At 54.5% G+C, this 24,179-nt stretch carries 19 protein-coding genes; 10 read left to right on the forward strand and 9 right to left on the reverse strand.

Annotation, left to right across the window (positions count from 1 at the left end):
* Positions 1-9 precede the first annotated feature (9 nt).
* The 6 genes from KK078_RS13650 to KK078_RS13675 all read left to right on the forward strand — a co-directional run bounded on the left by KK078_RS13650 (position 10) and on the right by KK078_RS13675 (position 11,663).
* Positions 10-1,710, forward strand: a complete 1,701-nt coding sequence (locus tag KK078_RS13650; RefSeq protein WP_254090842.1) for a RagB/SusD family nutrient uptake outer membrane protein — start codon at positions 10-12, stop codon at positions 1,708-1,710.
* Positions 1,711-1,793: 83 nt separating this feature from the next.
* Complete coding sequence (locus KK078_RS13655; RefSeq protein WP_254090843.1) at positions 1,794-5,183, forward strand: VCBS repeat-containing protein; 3,390 nt, start codon at positions 1,794-1,796, stop codon at positions 5,181-5,183.
* A 52-nt stretch (positions 5,184-5,235) separates the two neighbouring features.
* A complete protein-coding gene (locus KK078_RS13660; protein ID WP_254090844.1) occupies positions 5,236-6,678 on the forward strand; it encodes an alpha-L-fucosidase in 1,443 nt (480 codons plus the stop codon).
* A 35-nt stretch (positions 6,679-6,713) separates the two neighbouring features.
* Positions 6,714-8,573, forward strand: coding sequence for a glycoside hydrolase family 35 protein (locus KK078_RS13665; protein ID WP_254090845.1), 1,860 nt, complete (start codon positions 6,714-6,716; stop codon positions 8,571-8,573).
* 27 nt (positions 8,574-8,600) lie between these two features.
* Positions 8,601-10,919 (forward strand): family 20 glycosylhydrolase, encoded by a 2,319-nt coding sequence (locus tag KK078_RS13670; protein WP_254090846.1) that lies wholly within the window; start codon positions 8,601-8,603, stop codon positions 10,917-10,919.
* A 207-nt stretch (positions 10,920-11,126) separates the two neighbouring features.
* Positions 11,127-11,663: a pyridoxamine 5'-phosphate oxidase family protein gene (locus KK078_RS13675; RefSeq protein WP_254090847.1), complete on the forward strand. Its 537-nt coding sequence runs from the start codon at positions 11,127-11,129 to the stop codon at positions 11,661-11,663.
* Between the two features lie 42 nt (positions 11,664-11,705).
* Here KK078_RS13675 and KK078_RS13680 read toward each other — a convergent pair whose 3' ends face one another.
* The 4 genes from KK078_RS13680 to KK078_RS13695 all read right to left on the reverse strand — a co-directional run bounded on the left by KK078_RS13680 (position 11,706) and on the right by KK078_RS13695 (position 15,645).
* Positions 11,706-13,043: an ankyrin repeat domain-containing protein gene (locus KK078_RS13680; protein WP_254090848.1), complete on the reverse strand. Its 1,338-nt coding sequence runs from the start codon at positions 13,041-13,043 to the stop codon at positions 11,706-11,708.
* Between the two features lie 24 nt (positions 13,044-13,067).
* Positions 13,068-14,255 carry an ankyrin repeat domain-containing protein gene (locus KK078_RS13685; RefSeq protein WP_254090849.1) on the reverse strand — a complete coding sequence of 396 codons (1,188 nt, stop codon included), beginning with the start codon at positions 14,253-14,255 and terminating at the stop codon, positions 13,068-13,070.
* A 194-nt stretch (positions 14,256-14,449) separates the two neighbouring features.
* A complete protein-coding gene (locus tag KK078_RS13690) occupies positions 14,450-14,920 on the reverse strand; it encodes an NYN domain-containing protein (protein WP_254090850.1) in 471 nt (156 codons plus the stop codon).
* Between the two features lie 44 nt (positions 14,921-14,964).
* Positions 14,965-15,645: a GNAT family N-acetyltransferase gene (locus KK078_RS13695; RefSeq protein WP_254090851.1), complete on the reverse strand. Its 681-nt coding sequence runs from the start codon at positions 15,643-15,645 to the stop codon at positions 14,965-14,967.
* A gap of 331 nt (positions 15,646-15,976) precedes the next feature.
* Here KK078_RS13695 and KK078_RS13700 point away from each other — a divergent pair, with 331 nt between their 5' ends.
* Together KK078_RS13700 and KK078_RS13705 are read left to right on the forward strand one after the other, a co-directional pair.
* A complete protein-coding gene (locus KK078_RS13700; protein ID WP_254090852.1) occupies positions 15,977-16,552 on the forward strand; it encodes a Crp/Fnr family transcriptional regulator in 576 nt (191 codons plus the stop codon).
* Positions 16,553-16,704: 152 nt separating this feature from the next.
* On the forward strand, positions 16,705-17,061 hold the full coding sequence (locus KK078_RS13705; RefSeq protein WP_254090853.1) for a DUF1801 domain-containing protein: 357 nt from the start codon (positions 16,705-16,707) through the stop codon (positions 17,059-17,061).
* 8 nt (positions 17,062-17,069) lie between these two features.
* Here the strand turns inward: KK078_RS13705 and KK078_RS13710 are convergent, their stop codons facing one another.
* Complete coding sequence (locus KK078_RS13710) at positions 17,070-18,074, reverse strand: LacI family DNA-binding transcriptional regulator (RefSeq protein WP_254090854.1); 1,005 nt, start codon at positions 18,072-18,074, stop codon at positions 17,070-17,072.
* A gap of 135 nt (positions 18,075-18,209) precedes the next feature.
* Here KK078_RS13710 and KK078_RS13715 point away from each other — a divergent pair, with 135 nt between their 5' ends.
* Positions 18,210-19,082, forward strand: coding sequence for an inositol oxygenase (locus KK078_RS13715; protein WP_254090855.1), 873 nt, complete (start codon positions 18,210-18,212; stop codon positions 19,080-19,082).
* A gap of 182 nt (positions 19,083-19,264) precedes the next feature.
* Positions 19,265-20,899 carry a sodium/sugar symporter gene (locus KK078_RS13720; protein ID WP_254090856.1) on the forward strand — a complete coding sequence of 545 codons (1,635 nt, stop codon included), beginning with the start codon at positions 19,265-19,267 and terminating at the stop codon, positions 20,897-20,899.
* 46 nt (positions 20,900-20,945) lie between these two features.
* On the opposite strand, the gene KK078_RS13725 is transcribed toward KK078_RS13720, so the two are convergent.
* The 4 genes from KK078_RS13725 to KK078_RS13740 all read right to left on the reverse strand — a co-directional run bounded on the left by KK078_RS13725 (position 20,946) and on the right by KK078_RS13740 (position 24,150).
* Positions 20,946-21,587 (reverse strand): NAD(P)H-binding protein, encoded by a 642-nt coding sequence (locus KK078_RS13725; protein ID WP_254090857.1) that lies wholly within the window; start codon positions 21,585-21,587, stop codon positions 20,946-20,948.
* A 72-nt stretch (positions 21,588-21,659) separates the two neighbouring features.
* Positions 21,660-22,475: a DJ-1/PfpI family protein gene (locus KK078_RS13730; protein ID WP_254090858.1), complete on the reverse strand. Its 816-nt coding sequence runs from the start codon at positions 22,473-22,475 to the stop codon at positions 21,660-21,662.
* Between the two features lie 46 nt (positions 22,476-22,521).
* Complete coding sequence (locus KK078_RS13735) at positions 22,522-23,289, reverse strand: putative quinol monooxygenase (RefSeq protein ID WP_254090859.1); 768 nt, start codon at positions 23,287-23,289, stop codon at positions 22,522-22,524.
* Positions 23,290-23,340: 51 nt separating this feature from the next.
* Positions 23,341-24,150, reverse strand: coding sequence for an alpha/beta fold hydrolase (locus tag KK078_RS13740; protein ID WP_254090860.1), 810 nt, complete (start codon positions 24,148-24,150; stop codon positions 23,341-23,343).
* Positions 24,151-24,179 lie beyond the last annotated feature (29 nt).

Below are 24,179 nucleotides of genomic sequence, written 5' to 3' on the forward strand. Positions count from 1 at the left end.
ATGCCCTGTATGAAGATCACGAAATTATTATACTTACCCTTTTTAGCCCTCGCATGGATGGGCATCGCATCCTGCTCAGACGATATTCTCGATCTGAAACCGCTGGATTCGTTCAGCGAAGTAGACGTGTTTGCCGACAAGGCCTTGCTGACGGACTTTGTGAACGGCACGTATCGCGGCATGCGGCATCCGTTTGCCGAAAACAATACCTTTCTACTGCTCGACGCCATGACCGACAACGCCTACTCGCAGCACGGTGATCAGCAACCGATCCGGAATTATACCCAGGGGTTGATTACCCGCGACAACGGCGAGAGCGCTAACCTGGGTACCTGGAACAACGCCTATACCTACATACGCCGGGTAAATCTGTTCCTGGAGAAAACGACCGACTCGCCTATTGAAGCCGAAGCCCTTGCGCAGCTAACGGGTGAAATGCAGTTCATTCGTGCGTACCTGTACATGGAGCTGTTGAGCTGGTATGGCGGCGTGCCGATCATCACGTCGACTTTCGACCTGGGACAAGCCGATTACGACGTCGCGCGCAACTCGGCCGAAGAGGTGGCGGCCTTTATTGTCGCCGAGTGCGACGCCGCCGTAGAGAAGCTGGGCGGTGTTACGACAACCCCCGTGGGGCGTGCCACGATGGAGGCCGCCATGGCCGTAAAGGCGCGTACGCTGCTCTATATCGCCAGCCCGCTCTATAATCCCAGCCAGGAGCAATCCCGCTGGATCGCTGCCCGCGATGCCAACAAGGCAGTCAAAGAACTACCGGGTTTCCAGATGATCGGTGCCGGCGATCAATACGGCGAAATGTTCAATGGACGGAGTACCGCCGAGATCATCTTTGCCCGGCGCTTTACGGTTAACAACCCGCACGGCGGTGGTTCATGGGGTGTAAATCTCTGGTTGTATTCCAACGGCCTTGGCGGTTGGAGTAACAACACACCCACGCAAAACCTGGTGGACAGTTATGAAATGACCAACGGGCTCCTTCCCGCCGAAGCGGGCTCCGGCTATGATCCGCAGAACCCCTATATAAATCGCGACCCGCGCTTTGCAGAATCCATTTTATACAATGGGGCGGTGATCGCCGATCCCATCAACGGCGGCACACGCGATATGCAATTCTGGACCGCACCCGAAGGACAACCGCAGGGCAAGGACTCTCCGAACGGCCCTTCCGGCGCCAACGCCTCGCGTACCGGTTATAACTTCCGCAAGTTCCTGGACGAAGGTAAAAAGGCGGATGCCGCCGGAGCCGATGAGAACCTGAGCCCATGGATCTACTTCCGGATCACAGAATTCTATCTGAACTATGCCGAAGCGGAGATTGCCTTGAACAACGAAGAGGCCGCCCGCACGGCCATTAATGCCGTGCGCGACCGCGTTGGCATGCCTGACGTCGTGGAAAGCGGCGCCGCCCTGGTGGAGCGCTATCGTAATGAACGCCGCGTCGAGCTGGCCCTCGAGAACCATCGCTTCTTCGACATCCGTCGTTGGGAGATCGGCCCCGAGGCACTGAACAAACCGGCCATGGGTGTAAATGTCACAAAAGACGCCGGCGGCAATATCACCTATGACTATAGCCGGACGGCCGACGCCACCCGTCACTGGGAAGAGAAGATGTATTTCTTCCCGATACCGTATTCGGAAATTCAGCGCAGCCACAACCAGCTGTCGCAAAACCCGGGTTACGAAACAAACTAAGTTCGATGTGACCTTTTAAGCAGCGGGGCTACGTGCCCCGCTGCTTCTTTCGCCAGACATACTTTACGCTTACCTGAACAACCATGCCTCAAAGGCTCTCTCTCTGTATTGGCATTGTGCTCCTGCTGTTTCAGCAGTGCAGTCCGAAGAAACAGTTCACCGAAATGAGCGCGGCAGAAACGGGCATCCGGTTCCGCAATCAGATCACCGAAACCGAGCACAACAACATCATGACCTATGAGTATATGTACAATGGCGCCGGCGTGGCAACCGGCGACTTGAATCACGACGGCCTGCCCGACCTGTACCTCGTAGGCAACTCCACACCCAACAAACTATACCTGAACAAAGGCGAGTGGAAGTTTGAGGACATTACCGAAGCCTCCGGCACCGCTGGCCGCACCGATTGGAAGACCGGCATCACCCTGGCCGATGTCAACGGCGACGGCTGGCTGGACCTCTATCTGTGCTACTCGGGCAATACCACCGGCGAGCGCCTGGACAAACCGGTCATACGCGATCACCCGGGTCGGGCCAACCAGTTGTTTATTAACAACGGCTGCGAGCCCGGTGGTCTTCCCACGTTTACCGAATCGGCCAGGGCTTACGGCCTGGACGCCATCGGCACGTTCTCCACGCAATCTTACTTCTTCGACTACGATCGCGACGGCGACCTCGACATGTTCCTGCTCAACCATGCCAACATGTTCTATGCGCCCTTCTACAATGTGAAAAAGCTGCGCGCCCTGCGGCATCCGTACTTTGGCAACAAACTGTACCGCAACGACGGCGATCATTTTGTCGAGGTGAGCGAGGCTGCCGGCATTCACGGCAGCGGCCTCAACTTCGGGTTGAGTGCCGCTATCAGTGACCTGAACGGCGATCACTGGCCGGACCTGTACGTCACCAACGACTACGACGAACAAGACTTTTGTTACCTCAACAACGGCGACGGCACCTTCCGCGAAGTATCACACACATTGTTTGGCCACCTGTCGAAGTACGGCATGGGCTCGGACATCGCCGATATCAACAACGACGGACTGCCCGATATCTACGTGGCGGATATGCTCCCCGAAGACAATCACCGGCAGAAGCTGCTCAAGGGTGCCGACGAATACGACAAGGTGATGCTCGCCGCTGACAGTGGTTATCACTTTCAATACATGCGCAACACACTGCAGCTCAACCGGGGCCTGGCACCGGATAGCCTGCCCCGCTTTAGTGAGGTCGCACAGCTTGCCGGCGTATCGAACACCGACTGGAGCTGGGCACCGCTGCTGGCCGATTTCGACAACGACGGCTTGCGCGACTTGTTCACCACCAATGGTTATTTGCGCGACTATACCAACCAGGATTTTTTGAAATACCGTGTAAACGAGGCGCTTCAGTCAACCACCAAAGACAAGCAGGCGATCAACGTCATGAACCTGATCCAAACCATGCCCGCCACCAAACTGAAGAAGTATATCTTCCGGAACACCGACGGCCTGCACTTTCAAAACATGACACAGGCCTGGGGCCTGACGCAGGAAGCCATCTCCAATGGCACGGCCTATGCAGACTTTGACAACGACGGTGATCTCGACCTGGTCGTGAATAACCTCAACGATGAGGTCACCCTGCTCCAGAATCATACGGAATCCATTCAGCAACATCATTATCTCAAACTTCGGCTCGAAGGCCGCAGGCCCAACACCCACGGCATAGGCGCCGTCGTCACCATTACCCTGCCCGACGGGCGCAAGCTGTTTCAGGAAGCCCACTTCAGCCGTGGCTATCAATCTTCCGTCGAGCCCGTCATGACCATCGGCATCGGCACCGCCACGTTCGCGCAACAGGTAGACGTACGGTGGCCCGACGGCACGCAATGCGTGCAAGCGCTCGTGCCGGCCGACCGCCTGGTAGTTTTCGATCAGGCAAAGGCCACCCCGGCGGATGCTGAAGCGCATATACCCCGGCCCGCGTTGTTACAAGATGTCACCGCCGGCGCCGGCCTTGACTTCAGACATCGCGAAAACGCGCACATCGATTTTAAGTATCAACGCCTGCTGATGACACAGCTCTCCCGTCTCGGTGGAAAGCTGGCGGTGGCCGATGTGAACGCTGATGGAAACGACGATGTATTTTTCGGCGGCGCTTCCGGCCAGCCACGCAAATTATACCTGGGCACCGACGATGGCCGCCTGATCGACGCCCCGCTACAACCTTGGGATAAAGGCCGGATCTTCTATGAAGATACCGGTATGACATTCTTCGATGCCGACGGCGACGGCGACGCCGATCTGTACCTCGTGAGCGGTGGCAACGAATTCTCCAGCGGTGATCCGTATTATCAGGATCGTCTCTACCTGAACGATGGCAAAGGTATATTTCAGGCAGCGCCCACCGCGCTACCGTCCGAACAGACCAGCGGCAGCTGCGTCATTGCAGCCGACTATGATCACGATGGCGACCAGGATCTGTTTGTAGGCGGTCGCCTGGCCGCACAACACTATCCGCTGTTTCCGAAGAGCTACCTCTTACGGAACGATACACGCAACGGTCAGGTCAAATTTACCGACGTGACCGAAACCGCAGGACACGATCTGGCACGCGCCGGCATGGTCACCGATGCGCGCTGGAGCGACATCAATCGCGATGGCTGGCCCGACCTGATCGTGGTCGGTGAATGGATGCCGGTAAGCATCTTCATCAACCAACGTGGTATGCTCGCTCCTTCCGCGCAGATTCCCAACCCCGCACACAGCCAGGGCTGGTGGTGTACCATCGACGAAGCCGATGTGGACGGCGATGGCGACGCCGACTTCCTGCTGGGCAATGCCGGATTAAACCTGGCGCTGCACGCTTCGGCCGAAGAACCGATCGAGTGCTTTATGCAGGACATCAACGGCGACGGCGCCATCGACCCGATCGTATGCAGCTACATTCAAGGCAAACGCTATCCGCACCCCTCGCGCGACGAGCTGTTGGACCAGGTTACCCCCCTGCGCAAAAAATTCATTCGTTACGCCGACTATGTCGATGCCACGATTGAAGACATCGTCGGCGCAGATAAGCTGTCCGCGTCACGCATTTTGCAGGCAGAAACACTCGCCTCGTCGTGGTTGGAAAACACCGGCAACGGCCAGTGGGCGTTAAAGCCTTTGCCGGCCATGGCACAGCTTTCATCGATTCAGGGTTTCCACGTTGCCGACTTCGATGGCGACGGCGTGGCCGAGGTGCTGGCCGCCGGAAACTTTTATCCGTATCGCGCGCAGTTTGGCCGCTGCGACGCGTTTATGGGGTGCCTGTTGAAGTTTGAGCACGGCGTAGCATCGCTCCATACCCCAGGCAGGCCGTTGTGGCTTACCGGCGACATCCGCGACCTGGCCATGATGCACTTCCGGCAGGGCGGCCGGCGACTGGTGGTCTCGCGAAACGACGACCACGCCTCGCTTTACGCGCTCACCCCACACACGGACGCACGCTAATAAAATGGTACACTGAATTTTAAGCTTTCCCGACGTTATTTACTTTTACCGCATGAACCGTATTCCTAGCCTTTTCCTGGTGCTGCTTTTGGCGGCCTGCCAGAAGCCCGCGGCCACACCACCGGCCCCGGTAGAGCCCGTTCCTTCCGCCGCGCAGCTCGCCTGGCACGAAATGGAGACCAACGCCTTTATCCACTTTACCATCAACACCTTTACAGACAAAGAATGGGGCTATGGCGATGAAAAGCCCGCTGCCTTTGCACCCACCGCGGCCGACACCGATCAATGGATCCGGACGTTAAAAGAAGCCGGCTTTAAAGGTGTGATTCTTACATGTAAGCACCACGACGGTTTTTGTCTCTGGCCATCGGCCTATACCGAACATTCCATCAAACACAGTCCCTACAAAGACGGCAAGGGTGATCTGGTAAAGGAAGTATCCGATGCGTGCAAGACACACGGTTTAAAGTTTGGCATCTATGCATCGCCGTGGGACCGCAACCACGCAGGCTATGGAAAACCCGAATACGTCACCTATTACCGCGACCAGTTAAAAGAACTGTTCACGAACTACGGTCCCGTATTTGAAATGTGGTTTGACGGTGCCAACGGCGGCGACGGCTATTATGGAGGTGCGAACGAGAAGCGCCAGATCGACCGGCAGAAATATTACGACTGGCCGGGCACGCTCAGCATGGTACGTGAAATGGAGCCCAATGTGCTGTTCTTTAGCGATGCAGGTCCGGATATCCGCTGGGTAGGCAACGAACGCGGCGAAGCCGGCGAAACAAACTGGAACGCCATCACCCCCGACACACTGTACGCCGGCAAAGCCGGTATCGAAAACTTACTGCAAACGGGCAACGCGCAGGGCACCCGGTGGATCCCGGCAGAAGTGGATGTATCGATTCGTCCCGGATGGTTCTACCACGCCAAAGAAGACTCGCTGGTGAAAACCCCCGAGCGCCTGTTCGAAATCTACCTCTCCTCGGTTGGTCGTGGCTCTACCCTGCTGTTGAATGTTCCGCCCGACGGCCGCGGCCTGATCCACGAAAACGATGTCAGGTCGTTGCAAGGCTGGCGCCGCATGATCGACAGCACCTTTGCGCACAACCTCGCAGCCGGTGCAACCGCCACCGCCAGCAGCTACCGCGGTGAGTCCGAAACCTATGACGCCGCCAAAGCCATCGACGGCCGGAAAGATACCTACTGGGCAACCGACGACAACATCACCACGGCCGACCTGGAAATTGCGTTGGATAAACCGCAACGCATCCAGTATATCATGCTGCAGGAACATATCGCATTGGGACAGCGCGTAGAACAGTTCGAAGTCGAAGTGTGGCAGGACAACGCCTGGAAGAAAGTAGCCTCGGCAACGACCATCGGCTATAAACGCATCCTCAAGCTTGAGCCTGTGGAAACCTCCAAAGTACGCGTGAAGATCCTCGCGGCAAAAGCCTGCCCGCTGATCGCACAGATCGGTCTGTACTGATCCTTCTATTTTATTGACAGAACGAACATTTTTTCATGATACGCTTTTATTGTTGTTTAGTAGCGCTCGTGTTGGTGGCGACATCGCATGCCCAGCGCAAGACAACTACATTCGAGATCAAAGACGGTAGCTTCTTACATAACGGCAAGGCTGTACAAATACATTCCGGCGAAGTGCACTACGCCCGCATCCCCCGGGAGTATTGGCAGCACCGCCTGCGCATGGTAAAGGCCATGGGCCTCAATACTATTGCTACCTACGTCTTCTGGAACTACCACAACACGGCGCCCGGCGTATGGGATTTCAAAACCGAAAACCGGAACCTGGCAGAGTTTATCAAGCTCGCGCAACAGGAAGGCCTCTTCGTGATCTTACGCCCCGGGCCATACGCCTGTGCCGAATGGGAATTTGGCGGCTACCCCTGGTGGCTGGTAAAGAACAAGGACCTCGTTATCCGCGCCAACAATAAAGCGTTCCTCGACTCCTGCCACCAGTATATCAACAAGCTCGCGGGACAGGTAAGATCGCTGCAGATCACGCAAGGCGGCCCCATCATCATGGTGCAGGTGGAAAACGAGTTTGGTTCGTACGTGTCGCAGCGCAAGGACATTCCGCAGGCAGAACATCGCCAGTATAACCAGACCATTTATCAGTATCTGCAGCAGGCCGGATTTAACGTTCCCTTCTTTACCTCCGACGGCACATGGCTGTTTGAAGGCGGCAGCCTGCCCGGTGTATTGCCGACGGCCAACGGCGAAGGAAGCATAGAGAACTTGAAGAAAGCGGTGAACCAGTATCACCAGAACCAGGGCCCTTACATGGTGGCCGAGTTCTACCCCGGCTGGCTCGACCACTGGGGCGAGCCATTTGTGCGCATCGGCACCGAGTCTATTACGCAACAAACAGAGAAATACCTCCAGAACCAGGTCCACTTCAACCTTTACATGGCACACGGCGGTACCAACTTCGGTTTTACCGCCGGTGCGAATTACAACGATGAGCACGACATTCAGCCCGATATTACCAGCTACGATTACGATGCCCCCATCAGCGAAGCCGGTTGGGCTACGCCGAAGTATCTGGCGTTGCGCGATGTCATCAAGAAATATGTTACCTACCCGGTACCCGAAATCCCCGCGCGCATGCCGGTGCTGAAAGCACAGGACATCGCGTTGTCGAAAGCCGTGAGCTTCCTGGAGTGGAAGAACAGTGTCAAACCCGTGACAGCCAACACACCGCTGTCGTTTGAAGACCTCAACCAGGGCAGCGGCTATGTACTTTATAGCAAGAAATTCACCCAACCCATCCAGGGTACCCTGCGCGTGGAAGGCCTTCGCGATTATGCGCTGGTATATGTCAACGGGCGCAAGGTAGGCGAGCTGAACCGCCAGGCGAATGTATACAGCCTCGACATCGACATCCCGTTCAACGGCCGCCTCGACCTGCTGGTAGAGAATATGGGGCGCATCAACTACGGCGCCAGGATCACCGAAAGCACCAAAGGCATTGTAGCACCCGTGCGCATCAACGACTACGAAATTACCGGCGATTGGAAAATGTATCCCCTGCCTTTCCTGCAGGTGCCAACACTCGACAACGTGGCCGTAAAACCAACGGGCGGACTGCCGGCTTTCTACCGGGGCACGCTCGAAACCACCCAGCCGGGCGATGTCTTTCTCGACATGCAGGGCTGGGGCAAAGGCATAGTCTTTGTCAACGGCCACCACGCCGGTCGCTATTGGAAGATCGGGCCACAACAAACACTCTATATCCCAGGATGCTGGCTCAGGAAAGGCAAGAACGATATCGTCGTATTTGAACAACAGCACGACACCGGGCACACGGTGCTCAAGACCGTCGAAGCCCCCATCCTGGAGTCGATCGCCGCGGAATAAATATCTTTTACCCAGTCTGAACGTAACATGAGAATACAATTGTTTTTAGCGGCCGGCATCGTTTTGCTGACGCAGTGTACCCCACGCGAGAAAGCAGCGCTCCCCGGCCCCGTCGCGATCATCCCTGAACCGGCCCAACGACAAACCGGCAGCGGTTACTTTGAGATCAACGCTCAAACCGTCATACAACTGGCCGCCGATACCGGCAATGTGGCCGGCGTAGCACGTTATCTCGGCGAGCTCCTGAGTGGCGCTTCATCGTTTCAGGTGCCCGTAAAGAAGGTGGAGACCTTTACCACCGGCCACGCCATCCACCTGCGCCTGATCCCCGGCCAACCTGCCGAGAGCTATAGTGTTACCGTAAGCCCCGATGTCATCAACCTGGAAGCATCCGATGCCGCCGGACTTTTTTATGCCGTACAAAGCCTGCGGCAGCTCCTGCCGGCCGCGATCGAAACCAAAGACCACAAGAATGCCACGTGGACCGTACCGGCCGTAACACTACGCGACGCACCGCGGTACGCCTGGCGCGGCATGCACCTGGACGTATCACGCCACTTCTTCTCAACCGACTTTATACGCACCTTCATCGACCGCATGGCGCTGTATAAGTTCAACACGCTGCACTGGCACCTGACCGACGACCAGGGCTGGCGCCTCGAGATCAAACGCTATCCGCAACTGACACAAGCCGGCGGCTGGCGCACGCTAAACAATCAGGATTCCGTCTGCCTGGCCAAAGCCAAGACCGACCCGACGTTTGCGTTACCCGAAAAGTTCTTCCGTACATCCGAAGGCCAGCGGCAATATGGCGGCTTCTACACCCAGGAAGAAGTCCGCGACATCATTGCCTACGCGCAGCAGCGCATGATCACCATCGTGCCCGAGATCGACATGCCCGGACACATGCTGGCCGCCATCCAGGCCATGCCGACGCTGACATGTACCGACCAAAGCAGCTGGGGCAAGCTCTTCACCACGCCGCTGTGCCCCTGCGAAGAGACCACCTATAAATTCATCGAAGAAGTATTGAGCGAAGTAGCAGACCTGTTCCCCGGCCCATACCTGCACATCGGCGCCGACGAAGTAGACGAGGCCACCTGGATCACCTCGGGCACCTGCGCCGCCATGATGAAACAGGAAGGTCTGAAGACCGCCCGCGACCTGCACGGTTATTTTGTCAACCGCGCGCGCCAGATCGTGCAGCGCCTCGGCAAAAAACCGATTGGCTGGGATGAAGTATTAGACAGCAACGCCGACTCCTCCCTGACGGTGATGTACTGGCGCGGCTGGGTGAAAGACGCACCGGCAAAAGCCCTCACACGGGGCCATACGCTCATCATGAGCCCCACGTCGCACTGCTACTTCGACTACCAGCCCGACCAAACGTCGCTCAAGCATACTTACTTCTTCAACCCCGTACCCGAAGGCGTGACCCCCGAAGCCGAAAAAAAGCTCATAGGCGTTCAAGCCAACATCTGGACAGAATATATACCCACCGAGGCCCGCCTCGACTTCATGACCATGCCCCGCATGGTGGCCCTTGCCGAAGTAGCGTGGAGCCGGCAAAAGGACTGGGAGAGCTTCGAGGAGCGCATGAACATACACTACGCCCGCCTCGACGCCCTTGGCGTGCACTATCGCCTGCCCGACATTCCCGACCTGCCGCAGCACGTAGTCTTTACCGACACCGCCCGCATCGCCCTGGCCATTCCCAACGGCATCACGGCATTGCGCTACACAACAGACGGCACACAACCCGATAGCACCGCTACTCTATACGAAAAAGCCCTGATGCTGGACACGACCACCACCTTGAAGATGGTAAGCTACGGCGCGCATGGACGCGCGGGCAACACATACACCATCCGCTATGAAAAGCAAACATACCTCACGGGCGTTACCCCCGGCGGCGCAACCCCCGGGCTGGCATGTGCTTATTATCCCAGCCACGGCTCCTACCGCTCGGTGGAAAAGTTTGTACCCGCCGATCGGAAGACAGTCGTGCGCGTACCGGCCGTAACCATACCCGCCGTTGCCACCGCTACCGACGGTTTTGGCTTGGCCTTTACAGGATATATCAGCGTACCCGAGAAAGGTATCTATACCTTCTATCTTTCCTCCGACGACGGCAGCGTGTTAAAGATCGGCAACCGCCTTGTCGTGAATAACGATGGCGAACACGGTGACCGGGAGATCAGCGGCCAGGTGGCGCTTGACAAAGGCATGCATCCCATCGACCTCCGGTATTTCGACGGCGGTGGCGGCAAAAGCTTAACCCTCTTGTACGAAGGACCAGGCATCGCCAAACAGGCGATCCCCGCTGCTGCGCTGATGTCGCCTTAGCGTTACGGCATCTGGTGCAAGGAACTGTCATAAAAAGCAAGCGCTGTACTGATAATCCCATGCCCAGATTTTTGCGGCAGCAAAAAGCTAAAGGGGGTAGTAGGGGCTACGCCCCTACACACCCGCAAATTGTTTTCGAGCCCCGCAGGCAACAGCCTGCTCACCGGCGTCGGCACAGTTTTTACCAAGCTGCCCATAAACCACGCTATGAGCAGCATCAACCAACAACAACCCGAAGATAACTACCAGGACCTTCGCGGCACCGACGCCATCGAAAAGCTCAAAGAGCTAAGCGACAAAGCCAAGAACTGCTTCTTCTGCACCGACCTGAAAACCGGCGCGCCGTTCGCCACACGCCCCATGGCCATTCAACAGATCGATGACGACGGCACGTGCTGGTTCCTAAGTGCCACCGACAGCCATACGAACGAACACATTTCAAAAGACCCGGCCGTACAGCTATTATTGAAAGGCTCTGACTTTTCCGATTTCCTGACACTCTACGGCCATGCCTCGATCAGTCAAGACAAAAAGAAGATCCAGGAACTCTGGCGTCCCGTGTTCAAAACCTGGTTTACAGAAGGGGAAGATGATCCACGAATTTCGGTTATTCGCGTAAAGCCCATGGATGGATACTACTGGGATACCAAGCACGGACAGATCGTAGGATTTGCCAAACAGTTGATCGGCGCAATGGTAGGAAAGACCCTGGACGATTCCATTGAAGGGAAACTCAAGTTATAGTTTATACAAGGCACGCCGGGCTGAGGACCGGCGTGCCCAATGTCAACCATTCAGGATCTTGGCCTTCTCCGCATCAAACTCCGCCTGCGTAAGAACCCCTGCATCCAATAGATCCTTCAGATCAAACAAAGCCTGCTTCTTATTCAAAGCTCCTGCCCCGTTACCAGCAGGCGGCGCAGCGGCAACCGGTGCCGCTTGTTTCGGCGCAGGCCCATACTGCAGCAGCAGCGCCGTGATCTCATTAAATCCCTTGATGTTGGAATAGTCGATCGCCTTTTGCTCTTTCACATTGACAATAGCAGGGTCAGCCCCTTGCTCAAGCAGGTAGTTAACCGCATCCTTCTTTCCGTTCGCCGCAGCATAATGCAACGCCGTGTTACCCGATTCGTCCTGGATATTGATCGAAGCGCCGCGCTCCAGCAATAATTTGATCATGCTCATATGCCCGCTCTTCACGGCCAGGTGAAGCAGGCTCTCGCCGCCGTATTCATACGTAGTATTAAGCGTAAAAGAGCTCTGCACCGACAGGTTGCCGGCCGTTTCAATCCAGTCCAGATAAGCGTTCATAGAGGCTGTCGCTCCGGTCAGCGGCCGGCTATGGTTCACATCCAGCCCGTGATCTAAGAACAGCGCGACAATTTCTTTTTGATTATTCGCACACGCATACCAGATCGGCGATACACCGCTCTTCGAAGACACAAACAAATTCGCACCTTTCGACACCAGCAGGTTCACCAGCATACGGTTGGTTTCATAACACGCCAACAGCAGCGCGTTCTCGCCCGCGTGGTTGATATGATCGATATTGGCACCGTTCGTCAGGAGCAGCTCTACCATCGGCATGTGCTTCGATCGAACAGCAAACAACAACGGCGAATCGCCCTGTTTATTAGTGGTATTGACATTCGCCCCGTGCTGTAGCAGCAGTGTCACGATCTCCATATTGCGCCACGATGCCGCGATGAGCAAAGGCGTCTCGGCCTGGTTGTTCTCGGCATCGACGGTCACTCCCCTATCCAGCAACTGTTTCACAACTTCCGTCTGACCGGTTTGGGCCGTGAGGTGCAGCAGGCTGTTGCCATTCAGGTCGTTGATGTCTGTGCGGGCGCCCTGCTCCAGGAGGTATATCGCCGTTTGCTTTTGTTTTTGCAGACAAGCAAAGAACAACGGCGTCTCCCCTTGATGATCCTCGTAGTCCGGATCGGCTCCCGCCGCAATAAGCAACTTGACAATATCGAGATAGCCCCGATGGGCAGCGTAATGCAACGCCGTGCGGCCCTTCTCGTCGGTATATTTTACATCTACTTCGTTGTTAGCCAGCAGCAGCTCGGCAATCTTGCGCTTGCCTTCTTCGCACGCGATGATAAAGGATTGAGACATATGTAGGTCGTTTTTCAGAGGGACTTATTTCTTTTCAGCGGCGAGCAATATTTCCACGGTTTTGGCCTTGAGGTTGTCGCCGGCCGCCAGGTCCATTGCTTTCTTGTCCTGGGTATTCGTCAGGGTTGGATCCGCACCGGCGTCCAATAGCATTTTCGCTTTCTTATAGATTTCCCGCGCCTTGTTTTGTTCGTAGTTCGGGTTGATCGCACACACCTTGTGCAGCAGTGTATTGCCATCGTTGTCCGGGTGGTTTACATCCACGCCCGTCTTTCGAAGTGCCATCTGCAGCACTTCGGTCGGTTTTTCAATGATCCAGTCCCATCCCGACCTGGGTTTGCTATAATACGGCGTAGCATCATCGAGATCCGCACCGTCGGCCAGCAATTGTTCCAGCAGCGCGATATCGTTAGCGCCACCCCGCATCATGCGCAGGAATTCCGAAAGCGGCGTCTGGCCGTCCTTGTTAAGCAAAGAAAAGTCAGCGGGCGTATGGCCCGACAGTTTTTCGTATACCACCCGATCGAACTTATGGGCGAGTGCATAAAAGAAAGCCGTATTACCGCTTTTATCCGGTTCATTGGGCTGGGCACCGTGCTGCAGCAGGACATCGATCAGGTGACGTTTATCACGCTCTACGGCGATATGCAGGGCCGTTTGCTTCACGACGTTGGTCTCGTTTACGTCTACACCTTCCTGAATGAGCATTTCAACATAGGCCAGCTGTTTGGGTTCCGGCATGAGGTTTATACGTACAACCTGGCAGATCAGGTTGTCCTCGGCGTTATTCTTAAAGTCCGTGCGGCAGCCCGCGTCGATCAGCGCCCGGATCACAGCAGGCTCTGCCTGCGACTCGAACGCATACGCCAACAGTGTTTTGCCGTCCACCTCGTCGTTTATATTCTGGGCATTCCCGACAAATTCACGCAGGAACGCAAACGATTCATCGTCCAGCGGCAAGCGTTTGATCAAGGGCTTAAAGACACTGTTATCGAACTTCTCCAGCTCATATACATCCGTAACGATCTGACCATCGGCCGCCAGGGCCTTCAGCACGGCAAAGCCCTTTTTGGAGATCAGGGTTTCATAGAGCTGCGTGAGGTTATACGATTGAAGGCCGTCGGGAATGCGCTCACCGTTCCGGATGAGCGCTTCGGCGGTAGTAAAATTGGCGCTGTTAATGGCCTCCAGCAAGGGCGTTTTTGTGAGCATGAGATGGGGTTTTATAGGTTGGCAATATTGGGGCTAGCATCGACAATGTCAAGCCCGTTTACGGCCGGTGAAGCTTTCTGTCGACAACTAACCCCTGGCATATGCGCACAGGGCGTTCCTGCCCGGCGCTTCAGGCTCCCATACCCCCATATTCATGTCGTAAAAAAGAGGCGTGCATACGCACGGGGCTTCGATCATCTCAAAACTTCCGGAAAATCCTCGAAATGCAGGATCTCGCCAGATAACGCCATCAGGTCTCCATGTACCCCAAGATCATAGGTCATCAACGTCACCGCAGCACCCTGTTCCGTGGCCAGCAGAAGCGCGGGAACAAAATCACGATCGCCGGAAGATAAGACGATCCGATATCCCTGCATGGCATAATAAACGATATAGCTGGCAATGGCGACGTCCACTTGTTTCTGCGCGCCGCCCTCCATCTCGTACAGCTTAACGCCAAAGCCCGAAGTCTCCATGTTGTAATAGAATTGCTTCAAGCCGAGGTCGATCCCATAACGTTTATCTACACCGTTGAATATCAACGCATTACCCGTGGCATTGTACCGTTTTTCCAGGAACGCACGGGTTTTAACATAGTCAACTTTCCCTCGGCCACGGCTGGCCCGGGTAATGTAACCGACATCGATCAACCAGACAAATTTCATTTCTTACGTGGATAATATAGGCCATCAAATACCCAAAGGCCGCCTTATTTCTCTATAAAATAAACAACGAGCTCCCTCCTGCCTGTAAACCCAAGCGATTCATAAAGTTTGATAGCCCGTTCATTCGTCGTCGTCACATGCAGGAACGGGATCTCACCGCCCCCGACAATACGCTTCATTTGGTTTATTATCAGTTGTGCCGCATAACCTCTCCCGGCATAGTCGGGATGCGTGCAGACCGCGCTGATCTCGGCGTACGGAGTTGCATGCATCCGTTGCCCGGCCATGGCGACCAATCGCGTGCCATCGAATATACCCTGGTAGTGACCAAAATCAATTGTGCGTTCTCTGAACGGGCCCGGTTTAGTAAGCTCTGCCAACGCCAGCATCTGCGGAATGTGCTCGTCAGAAAGATCGGCCATGGGCGTTGTGGCGGCGGCGCGATATACAGGCTGTTCGCAGACCATTTGCAACACGGGCACACTATGCGCAATCGTCCAGGACCGGGGTATATCCAGGTTGCCGAATGACACAACGCCAAACACCCCCGCATCACCCGGGGCGATCGCATGAAGTTTCAGCAAATTGTCCGCTGAGTTTTCGACCAGCCCGGCAAAGAGCGATATATCCAAACGGTAAAATTTAACCTTATCGCTTCCCAGCGCAATATCCTTATTGCCGGTGGTAAGCGCACTCCATACAGGATTATCGAGCGGGTGTGTCATAAATTATCTGCAGAAAGATAATACTTTTTTAAACAGACGAAACCCGGCAAACAGCCAGCCGCAAGCTACTGTCATAAGAAGCAAGCGCTAAATTGATAGCTAAAACCACATATACCAGATCATCAAATTTGCACCCAACAGCTGGCGCGAGTCTTCCGACCGAAGGGAGGGCGACTTGTGCCCAGCACTGTTCGCGCACTCAATGGAGGGGGTCTCCGACCCCCGGCTGCCCCGTGGATTGTCTTCGTGCTACACAGGCCACAGCCATCCGTTGCGGGGCTTACAGCAAACAAATCAGCAATTACTAAATTACGCCTGAAAATAAGGAACGATGAGCACTGCACAATTCTTCCAACAGATCCGCAGGTACTATCCCATCACGGCCGCATCCGAGCAGGCCTGGGCCGGTCTGCTAAAGGAAAAGATGTACCGCAAAAGTGAACTGCTGGTGACGGAAGGCCAGGTGCCACGTAAATTTGCCTTTATCTGTCGTGGGCTGGCCTATCAGTCTTATTTCCCACCGGAAGGTGAAATGATCATTAAATACTTTTTCCCCGAGAACCGCCTGGCAGCATCCGTCACGGCGACCATGACCGGCACCCCAAGCAAATTCGCCATCGCCGCAATAGAAGATACCTGGGTGCTGGAATACGATTTCAGTGCATTCAGAAAACTCGTGGATGAGCACCAGGATCTTGCCTTGTTTTACATCAACTACCTGGAAAAGCATTGGGTAATTGAGAAAGAACCGCTGGAGATCGCTTTTCGATCGGACACCGCCGCCACACGCTATCGACAGTTCCTGCTCTCACACGATCACATTCTTCCCCGCCTGAAAAAGTACCACATCGCCTCCTATCTGGGTATTACGCCCACCCAGTTGAGCCGCATCATCAGCGATAAATAATTTCCCCTTTCTCAACATTTGTAAATTTTTCTCAGCCCGGGGCATACGAATTTAGCTTCGTCAACACCGGTACGACACCGCGCGAACAACAGGTTTGCGCCGGATTCGGCGCTGCAATGTCCGGCCATTGCGACACTATAAATGAAGAAAAAATGAGTTCAAAAAAAGTAGAGGAGTTCCTGTCAAAAATGGATCATCCGTTAAAAAAAGAACTGGCAGCATTGCGGGATACGATCATGAAAGTACACCCCGAAATGACAGAAGATGTGAAATGGGGTGGTCCCAGTTTCTATTACAAGGGCGACATTGCCACGTTCAGCCCGCGTGTGAAAGACGCCGTAACGCTGGTTTTCCACCAGGCGGAAGGCTTACCCCCGGGCACAGTGCTGGAACCGGCCCCGAAAGGTAAAGCCTATGCGAAATTCAAAAGCATGGCGGAAGTAAAGGCAAAAAGCAAAGACCTCCAGAACATCGTTAAGCAATGGATTAAGCTTAGGGACCAATCATAGAGCCCATTCTAAGCCGTAGACTGCCGGGCCACCAGCACAGAAGATATAGTGATCTTCTCGCCGCGCACGTCCACTTGCTTTTCGAGGCTGCGAAAGAGCAGCGTAGCAGCCGCCTTGCCCATCTCGAACGCCGGCTGAGTAATAGTGGTCAGCGATGGATTGAGCAAGCCGGCGATCTGCAGGTGGGAGAATCCAACGACGCGTACCTGCGCCGGTATCGACAAGTTCAGTTCGTGACATACGGTGTACGTTTGTGTAGCGACCTTTTCAACAGATCCCACGATGCCGTCGGGGCGGTGCTTACCCTGCAACAGATGCCGGATCAGCGGCAGATTGTCAGCCTCGGTATGCGTGCAGCACACCACGGGGTTCGTCTGCTCGTCCAGTCCGTTGTCGCGCAACGCCTGCAGGTAGCCCTCCTGGCGCTGACGGATGATGGCCAGATCGCCGGCCAGTGATAAAAATGCCAGGCGCTTGCTGCCGCGGTCGATCAGGTGCTGGGTGGCTTTGCGGCCCGACTCAAAATCGTCGGTGACCACCTGCGCAGAACGGATCCCTTCGCACACCCGGTCGAAGAATACCAGGGGCATATCGCGACTGTCGAGCTCGACCAGGTGGTCGCGCGTGGCTTCGTTGGCGACGACAGACATCAGCACGCCGTCAACCCGGCCATTGCGGAACGCCTGAACGATCGATTGCTCACGTCCCACGTCTTCATGCGTGAGATAGACCATGACATGATACCCCCTTGCCTGCGCAACTTCCTCGATACCGTCTATGGCACTGGAGAAAAAACTATCGGCCACCTCGGGAAGCACGACCGCTATGTTGCCGCTGCGGCGCCGCTTGAGGCTGCTCGCATACAGGTTGGGCACATAGTTGAGCCGCGACGCATATTCAAAAACACGCGCCTTGGTCTCCGGGCTGATCTCATAGCTGTCGCGCAGCGCCTTAGACACCGTAGACACCGCCAGGTTGAGATCGGCCGCTATTTGCTTAATGGTCACACCCATAGTAACGACAATATGGCTTTTTTGGCTGTACCACGAAAACGGTTTCGTAAATAAGCCTGCTCAAAGGGTTGATCCAGGCAGTATTATTCGCCAAGTTGAGTAAGGTTATTCAATTCCACTAAAACTTTGCGCCCTATGAAGCCTCAAGCCGAAATCAATCCGCTCGCAAACCTGGATGAATGGGAAGATGATCTGCTCCGTCGATACCCGGATCCGGAGGCCATCGCCAACGAAAAATCCGTTGAAGAATACCGCAACTACGACAACCCCCAACGCGACACGGTAAAGGAGTTCTACCGGCTCAACCATACCTATCAGACCTACGACTTCGTCAAGCAAAAGCAAAAGGACTACCTCGCCTTCAACAGGAAGGAAATGCCCATCTGGGATGCCTTTACCTTCCTCAACCAGCTGGTCGATGATTCCGACCCCGATACCGACCTGGACCAGCTCCAGCACCTGCTGCAAACCTCCGAAGCCATACGCCGCGACGGACATCCCGACTGGTTCGTGCTCGTGGGCCTGGTACACGACATGGGTAAAGTGCTGTGCCTCTTTGGCGAGCCCCAGTGGGCCGTGGTAGGCGACACCTTCCCGGTAGGCTGCGCCCATTCCGACAAGATCGTGTTCCCCGAGTTCTTCTCGGCCAACCCCGACCACGCCAACCCGCAGTACAATACCAAACACGGAATCTATAAGCCCAACTGCGGCCTGCGGAATGTGGACATGTCCTGGGGCCACGACGAATATGTCTACCAGATGATGAAAGACTACATTCCCGAGCCCGGCCTCTACATGCTGCGTTACCACTCCTTCTATGCGCAGCATCGTGAGCATGCCTATGAGCACCTGCTCGACGACCACGACCGCGAGATGTTCAAATGGGTGAATCTCTTCAACCCATACGACCTGTATTCCAAGAACCCCAACCCACCCGACTGGAAGGAGCTCAAACCGTACTATGAAGACCTCGTAGCCAAATATTTACCGGCCACGCTGAAATTTTGAGTCTAACCGTTTGAAACTCAAAGTTAAAAGCGCAACGCTCCGGGCTTAAAGCAGAAAGCGTGGGGATGGCAATTTTCAGCTTCAGGCGCAAATGACCTCTTGCTGGAAATTGCCATCTTTATTTCTTTTATTTAACACTTTAAGCTCCAAACTTTGAGCCTTGTGCCCCCTTACCCAACCCTATGAACCGGCTACACCCAGCGGACTATATTGTCTTCCTGATCTATTTTGTTCTCGTATCGGCCTACGGCTACTACGTATACAAGCGTAAAACCCGCAACACCACGGGCGATTCCAAGGATTTCTTCCTGGCAGAAGGCTCGCTCACCTGGTGGGCCATCGGCGCATCGCTCATCGCCTCCAACATTTCTGCAGAGCATTTCATCGGCATGTCGGGCTCCGGATTTGCACTGGGCCTCGCCATCTCTACCTACGAATGGATGGCGGCCGCCACGTTGATCATCGTCGCGGTCTTTTTCATTCCCATCTACCTCAGGAATAAGATCTACACCATGCCCCAGTTCCTGGCAAGGCGGTATAACGACACCGTCAGCACCATCATGGCCGTGTTCTGGATCCTCGTATATGTCTTCGTAAACCTCACGTCCATTCTCTACCTGGGGGCCATCGCCATTACGTCCATCTCCACCATCAGCTTCAACTGGTGCATCGCCGGTCTGATCGTCTTCTCCGTTATCGTCACACTCGGCGGCATGAAGGTGATCGGCTATACCGACGTCGTGCAGGTAGCCGTGCTGCTCATCGGCGGCCTCGTAACCACCTACCTCGCGCTGACGCTCCTGGCAGAAAAATCAGGCTATGCTGCGAACATATTCACCGGGCTCTCGCTGCTGCGCGAAAAAGCAGCGTCGCACTTTCACATGATCTTCGCCGAAGATCACCCTTATCACAAAGACCTGCCCGGCTTGTCCGTGCTCATCGGCGGTATGTGGATCAACAACCTCGCCTATTGGGGATGCAATCAATATATCACCCAACGCGCACTCGGCGCCGACCTCAAGACCGCGCGCAACGGCATTCTCTTTGCCGCCTTCATCAAGCTTCTCATTCCGGTCATCGCCGTATTACCCGGCATCGCCATGTATGTGCTCCACCAGCAGGGATTATTTCAGCAGGAAATGACCGACGAGCTTGGCGTCCTCAAACCCGACCACGCCTACCCTACCCTCATGAACCTGCTGCCGCCGGGCCTTAAAGGTGTCGCCTTCGCTGCGCTTACAGCCGCCATAGTCGCTTCGCTCGCCGGCAAAGCCAACAGCATCTCCACCATCTTCTCACTCGACATCTATAAAAAGTTCTTCGACAAGAACGCCAGCGAAAAAACCGTCGTCAGCACCGGCAAGTGGGCCGTCATCGTATCACTCGTCATTGCCGGCATCGTTGCCCCGTCGCTGCGCTCACTCGACCAGGCATACCAGTTCATACAGGAGTATGTAGGGTTCATCTCCCCCGGCGTGCTCGCCATTTTCCTCATGGGCCTGTTTTGGAAAAGGACCACGTCCGCAGCAGCGCTCACCGGCACACTCCTCACCATACCCATATCGACGATCTTAAAATTCCTGCCGCAGTGGTCAAACGGCGCATTCCCCGATTATCCCTTCCTCGACCGCATGACGATCACCTTCTGCTTCATCATAGCGGTGATGGTCATCATCAGTCTCCTGAAGCCACAGCACGAGAACAAAAGCACACCGGTGGAGATTGACCGCAGCATGTTCAAAGTATCACCCGCATTTATGGTGGGAGCCATCATTATTGTCGGAATCTTAACGGGGCTCTATTCTACATTCTGGTAACAGATGTCTCCACGGGAATGAAGACAGGAACACATCATCATGGAACTTAGCCGAAATCGCGGATTTTATCGAGCATGATGATGTGTAGTCCTGTGGAGAGCGTTTTGGGGGCTTTTGCCATTTTCTCAGCGAGCAGCGATGTAGGCAGTGGCCTGAATTTTCTGAATAACCCCAGGCCGTTCAGAAAGTTTAGCAGCAGCGCGCTCACCCGCTCGCCCGATCGATCGGTATTCTTGCGCAACAACATGGCAGGCTTGAATATAATGTATTGATTAAACGCAAGGGTCTCAATTTGATCTTCCAGTTTACCCTTCACCATAGAATAGTATAGAGGACTGGATGCTTTCGCCCCATACGCAGACAATAACACGGCGCTAAAGACACCGTTTCGTTTGGCGACCTCGGCGAACTTTAACGGTATCTCAAAATCGATATGCCACTGTCTGTCTCGGGAACCGGCAGTCTTCAGCGTTGTTCCCAGGCATGAGAACCAAACGTCTCCATGGACAAATGGGGATACAGCCTCCAGGTTGTCGAAATCAGTGAGTATCTCCGTCAGTTTGGGGTGACTTCGCTGGGTGGGAGCACGAACAAATATCACAACGGCTGCGTAGTCCGCATCATGCAGTAAGAAATCAACCAGGTTTTTACCCGTTGCACCGGTGGCGCCGATAACTAAGGCTTTCATGTCTAAAAGTTTAATGCTTTACGTTTTAATCCCTGTCTTTCGGCGTCACCCGATGCGGGTTTTGTTTTGGGATCAGTGCTTGGTCAGCCAGGTTTCCACTGCCCTCGAAAAATCGGCGACATCGATGGGGTGGCGGCTGGTGATGAGGTTTCCATCGATCACTACAGGCTCTTCCAGCACCGTACCTCCCGCATTCTTCAAATCTACCTGGATGTTCCAGTACCCCGTAAGTTTTCTCCCTTTAAGGATATCAGCGGATGCCAGCACAACCGGCGCGTGACAGATCGCGGCAATCAATTTCCCCGACTTGTTGAAATCCTGAATGAACCGGATTACGTCTTTGTCGAATCGTAAGTTATCAGGGTTCCAGGCGCCGCCCGGGATGAAGATCGCGTCGTAATCACTCACCTTGATCTGGTCTGCCGTGCGGTCGAACTTAATCCAGCCTACAGGCTGTAGGTATTGAATGGCCATGATATGTGTCTTTGCCATTTCAGGAGTGCTCAGCCCGTATCGTTCAGGAGCGGGATTGAATTTAGGCGCAACGATCTCCACCTGGGCGCCCAATTCGCGGAAGTACCATACCGGTCCCGATAGTTCTATTTCTTCGAAACCATCGGCGGCAAGTACAGCGATCTTTTTACCCTTTAACGCTGTTCTGTTCGCTACCGGAGTAAAAAAGAATGCTCTCAACGCTTCGTTTCCAGTAGCATTCAGCAATCGCGCTAGGGGCATATTGACAACCGCGGAGGGAGAGGTCAGCTGGTTCAGCACCTCCAGCTCATACGATAGTAGTTGGCCCGTGGCTACTTTCACCTGGGCTTCAGTGTTGACGACAGTATGCATAATGATAATACCTGTTAGAATAAATTGATGTATTGCCTTCATAGGGTTTGTTTTATTGTGTGGGTCATTAATATTTCAGACGGGAATGTCATTCGCGGGTAAGGGGCGCGAATTCTATAAGCTTGTGAAGGCCGGCCTGAAAGGGTTGCTTTTTTATGCTTGTATGGAGGTAGTCGATCACAGGTTGTATGGGTGGAAATTTAAGGTGGTATTGAAACGCATCTTCACTTCTGAACTTTTCGTAGGTAACGAACTGTGTGCTGTCCCCTTCCAACTGTGAGAGCTGATAGGCAATGACACCTGGCTCACGGCGAAATTGCGGCATGGCCGTGTGATAGACCGCCATAAACTTTTGTTCTGTTCCGGCCTTTGCATCGACAAACAGCATAACGGTGATCGGATCATCTGTTTTCCTGACAACACTACGCCACTGCTGTTTGGAGAGCGGTTCCAGGTCTTTTACATCGATCCTTTTCGCTGGTTTTAATAGCGCTGTTTTCGCTAACGACTCAATGGCCCGGCTTTCAACGCTCTTGCCGGCCTTTTCCAACGCAACTTTATCGATCCATCGTTCGATGATCCACAGCACAGACGGATCTTCTTGCTCATAGTATGCTTCCGATAGAACATTGCTTTCCCGGCCCAGCGAATGGCTCACATAATCACGCACAACGTTGCGGAATGCGGTCTGATAGTCCGGCTTGACGTCGTACCGGGTTAGCCTCGCCGCGAAGTCATTGTTGTTAGCTTGATCCCGGCTGGATTCTCCGGCAACAACGTCGTGGGGATGTTGTGCGTTCGGGGTCGTCGGGCACAGGAAAAATAGCATGATTAAAATAATCGCCATGCGTTTCATTGAAAATGATATTGGCCTCGTTGTATCCATGTGCGTAAAATAATCACGACGTTATTTCGCAATCTCGAGCAATAGCGCTGACACCTCATGTGGTTTGGCCAAAAAAGGCGAGTGACTGGTGTCGAGCTGATAGACGGCTTTGATACCCGCCCGCGCGATCATCCGGTCCTGGAAGCCTGGTGAGATCACGACGTCATGAAGCGTCTTGATATAGACCTTACTGACGGTGCCGAAATGATTATCGGTCAGGGTAACTTTGTTGGTGAATGGGATGGCGGGTTCTGCACGATAATTTTCGATCACCCGCTTTTTGTCCGCCGGTGAACCATCGCTTACAAAGAGATCTGTCACCTTGTTATTCAAAACATCGAGCGTTAACTTATCGGCCGACGGAACCAACGCAGGGCCTAGTTGAGAATCGGGATCCGAATAAGCCAGGTCTGTCAGCGCCTGCCCGGAGGCCGGAAGGAACGCGGCGATATAGACCAGTTTGTGGATCCTTGTCGGAATCTTTTCGGCTACAGTTGTCACGACCATTCCACCCATGCTGTGCCCCACCAGGATCACTTTGCCGTTTACTTCCGAAACAGCCTCGATAACCTTATTACTGTAAACATCGAGGGTCAGGTTCAGCGGCGGAGTATTGTCATCGCCGTGACCCGGTAATTGGACGATGACCACCTTGTTACCTTTATTGACCAGGTCGGCGCGCACGGCGTCCCAGACATACGGTGCTTGCCACGCGCCGTGTACCAACACATATGTATTGGTGGCGGTAGTGTTGTCCTCATCAACTGTATAGGTTGCAAATGCCGATAATGTAAATGCTGCCGACAGCAGCGTTAATATTGCCTTTTCCATTTTCTTAATTTTTATTGTTCATGAATGTT

The organism is Dawidia soli, assembly GCF_018598185.1.
In the GTDB taxonomy this organism is placed as follows: domain Bacteria; phylum Bacteroidota; class Bacteroidia; order Cytophagales; family Cyclobacteriaceae; genus Ohtaekwangia; species Ohtaekwangia soli.

Excerpts from the sequence above, each read along its gene's own strand:
- KK078_RS13660 (WP_254090844.1), top strand. The coding sequence starts at position 5,236 with ATGAACCGTATTCCTAGCCTTTTCCTGGTGCTGCTTTTGGCGGCCTGC.
- KK078_RS13720 (WP_254090856.1), top strand. The coding sequence starts at position 19,265 with ATGAACCGGCTACACCCAGCGGACTATATTGTCTTCCTGATCTATTTT.
- KK078_RS13700 (WP_254090852.1), top strand. The coding sequence starts at position 15,977 with ATGAGCACTGCACAATTCTTCCAACAGATCCGCAGGTACTATCCCATC.
- KK078_RS13715 (WP_254090855.1), top strand. The coding sequence starts at position 18,210 with ATGAAGCCTCAAGCCGAAATCAATCCGCTCGCAAACCTGGATGAATGG.
- KK078_RS13665 (WP_254090845.1), top strand. The coding sequence starts at position 6,714 with ATGATACGCTTTTATTGTTGTTTAGTAGCGCTCGTGTTGGTGGCGACA.
- KK078_RS13685 (WP_254090849.1), bottom strand. The coding sequence starts at position 14,255 with ATGCTCACAAAAACGCCCTTGCTGGAGGCCATTAACAGCGCCAATTTT.
- KK078_RS13735 (WP_254090859.1), bottom strand. The coding sequence starts at position 23,289 with ATGAAACGCATGGCGATTATTTTAATCATGCTATTTTTCCTGTGCCCG.
- KK078_RS13680 (WP_254090848.1), bottom strand. The coding sequence starts at position 13,043 with ATGTCTCAATCCTTTATCATCGCGTGCGAAGAAGGCAAGCGCAAGATT.
- KK078_RS13710 (WP_254090854.1), bottom strand. The coding sequence starts at position 18,074 with ATGGGTGTGACCATTAAGCAAATAGCGGCCGATCTCAACCTGGCGGTG.
- KK078_RS13690 (WP_254090850.1), bottom strand. The coding sequence starts at position 14,920 with ATGAAATTTGTCTGGTTGATCGATGTCGGTTACATTACCCGGGCCAGC.
- KK078_RS13730 (WP_254090858.1), bottom strand. The coding sequence starts at position 22,475 with ATGAAGGCAATACATCAATTTATTCTAACAGGTATTATCATTATGCAT.
- KK078_RS13650 (WP_254090842.1), top strand. The coding sequence starts at position 10 with ATGAAGATCACGAAATTATTATACTTACCCTTTTTAGCCCTCGCATGG.
- KK078_RS13655 (WP_254090843.1), top strand. The coding sequence starts at position 1,794 with ATGCCTCAAAGGCTCTCTCTCTGTATTGGCATTGTGCTCCTGCTGTTT.
- KK078_RS13725 (WP_254090857.1), bottom strand. The coding sequence starts at position 21,587 with ATGAAAGCCTTAGTTATCGGCGCCACCGGTGCAACGGGTAAAAACCTG.
- KK078_RS13695 (WP_254090851.1), bottom strand. The coding sequence starts at position 15,645 with ATGACACACCCGCTCGATAATCCTGTATGGAGTGCGCTTACCACCGGC.
- KK078_RS13705 (WP_254090853.1), top strand. The coding sequence starts at position 16,705 with ATGAGTTCAAAAAAAGTAGAGGAGTTCCTGTCAAAAATGGATCATCCG.
- KK078_RS13740 (WP_254090860.1), bottom strand. The coding sequence starts at position 24,150 with ATGGAAAAGGCAATATTAACGCTGCTGTCGGCAGCATTTACATTATCG.
- KK078_RS13670 (WP_254090846.1), top strand. The coding sequence starts at position 8,601 with ATGAGAATACAATTGTTTTTAGCGGCCGGCATCGTTTTGCTGACGCAG.
- KK078_RS13675 (WP_254090847.1), top strand. The coding sequence starts at position 11,127 with ATGAGCAGCATCAACCAACAACAACCCGAAGATAACTACCAGGACCTT.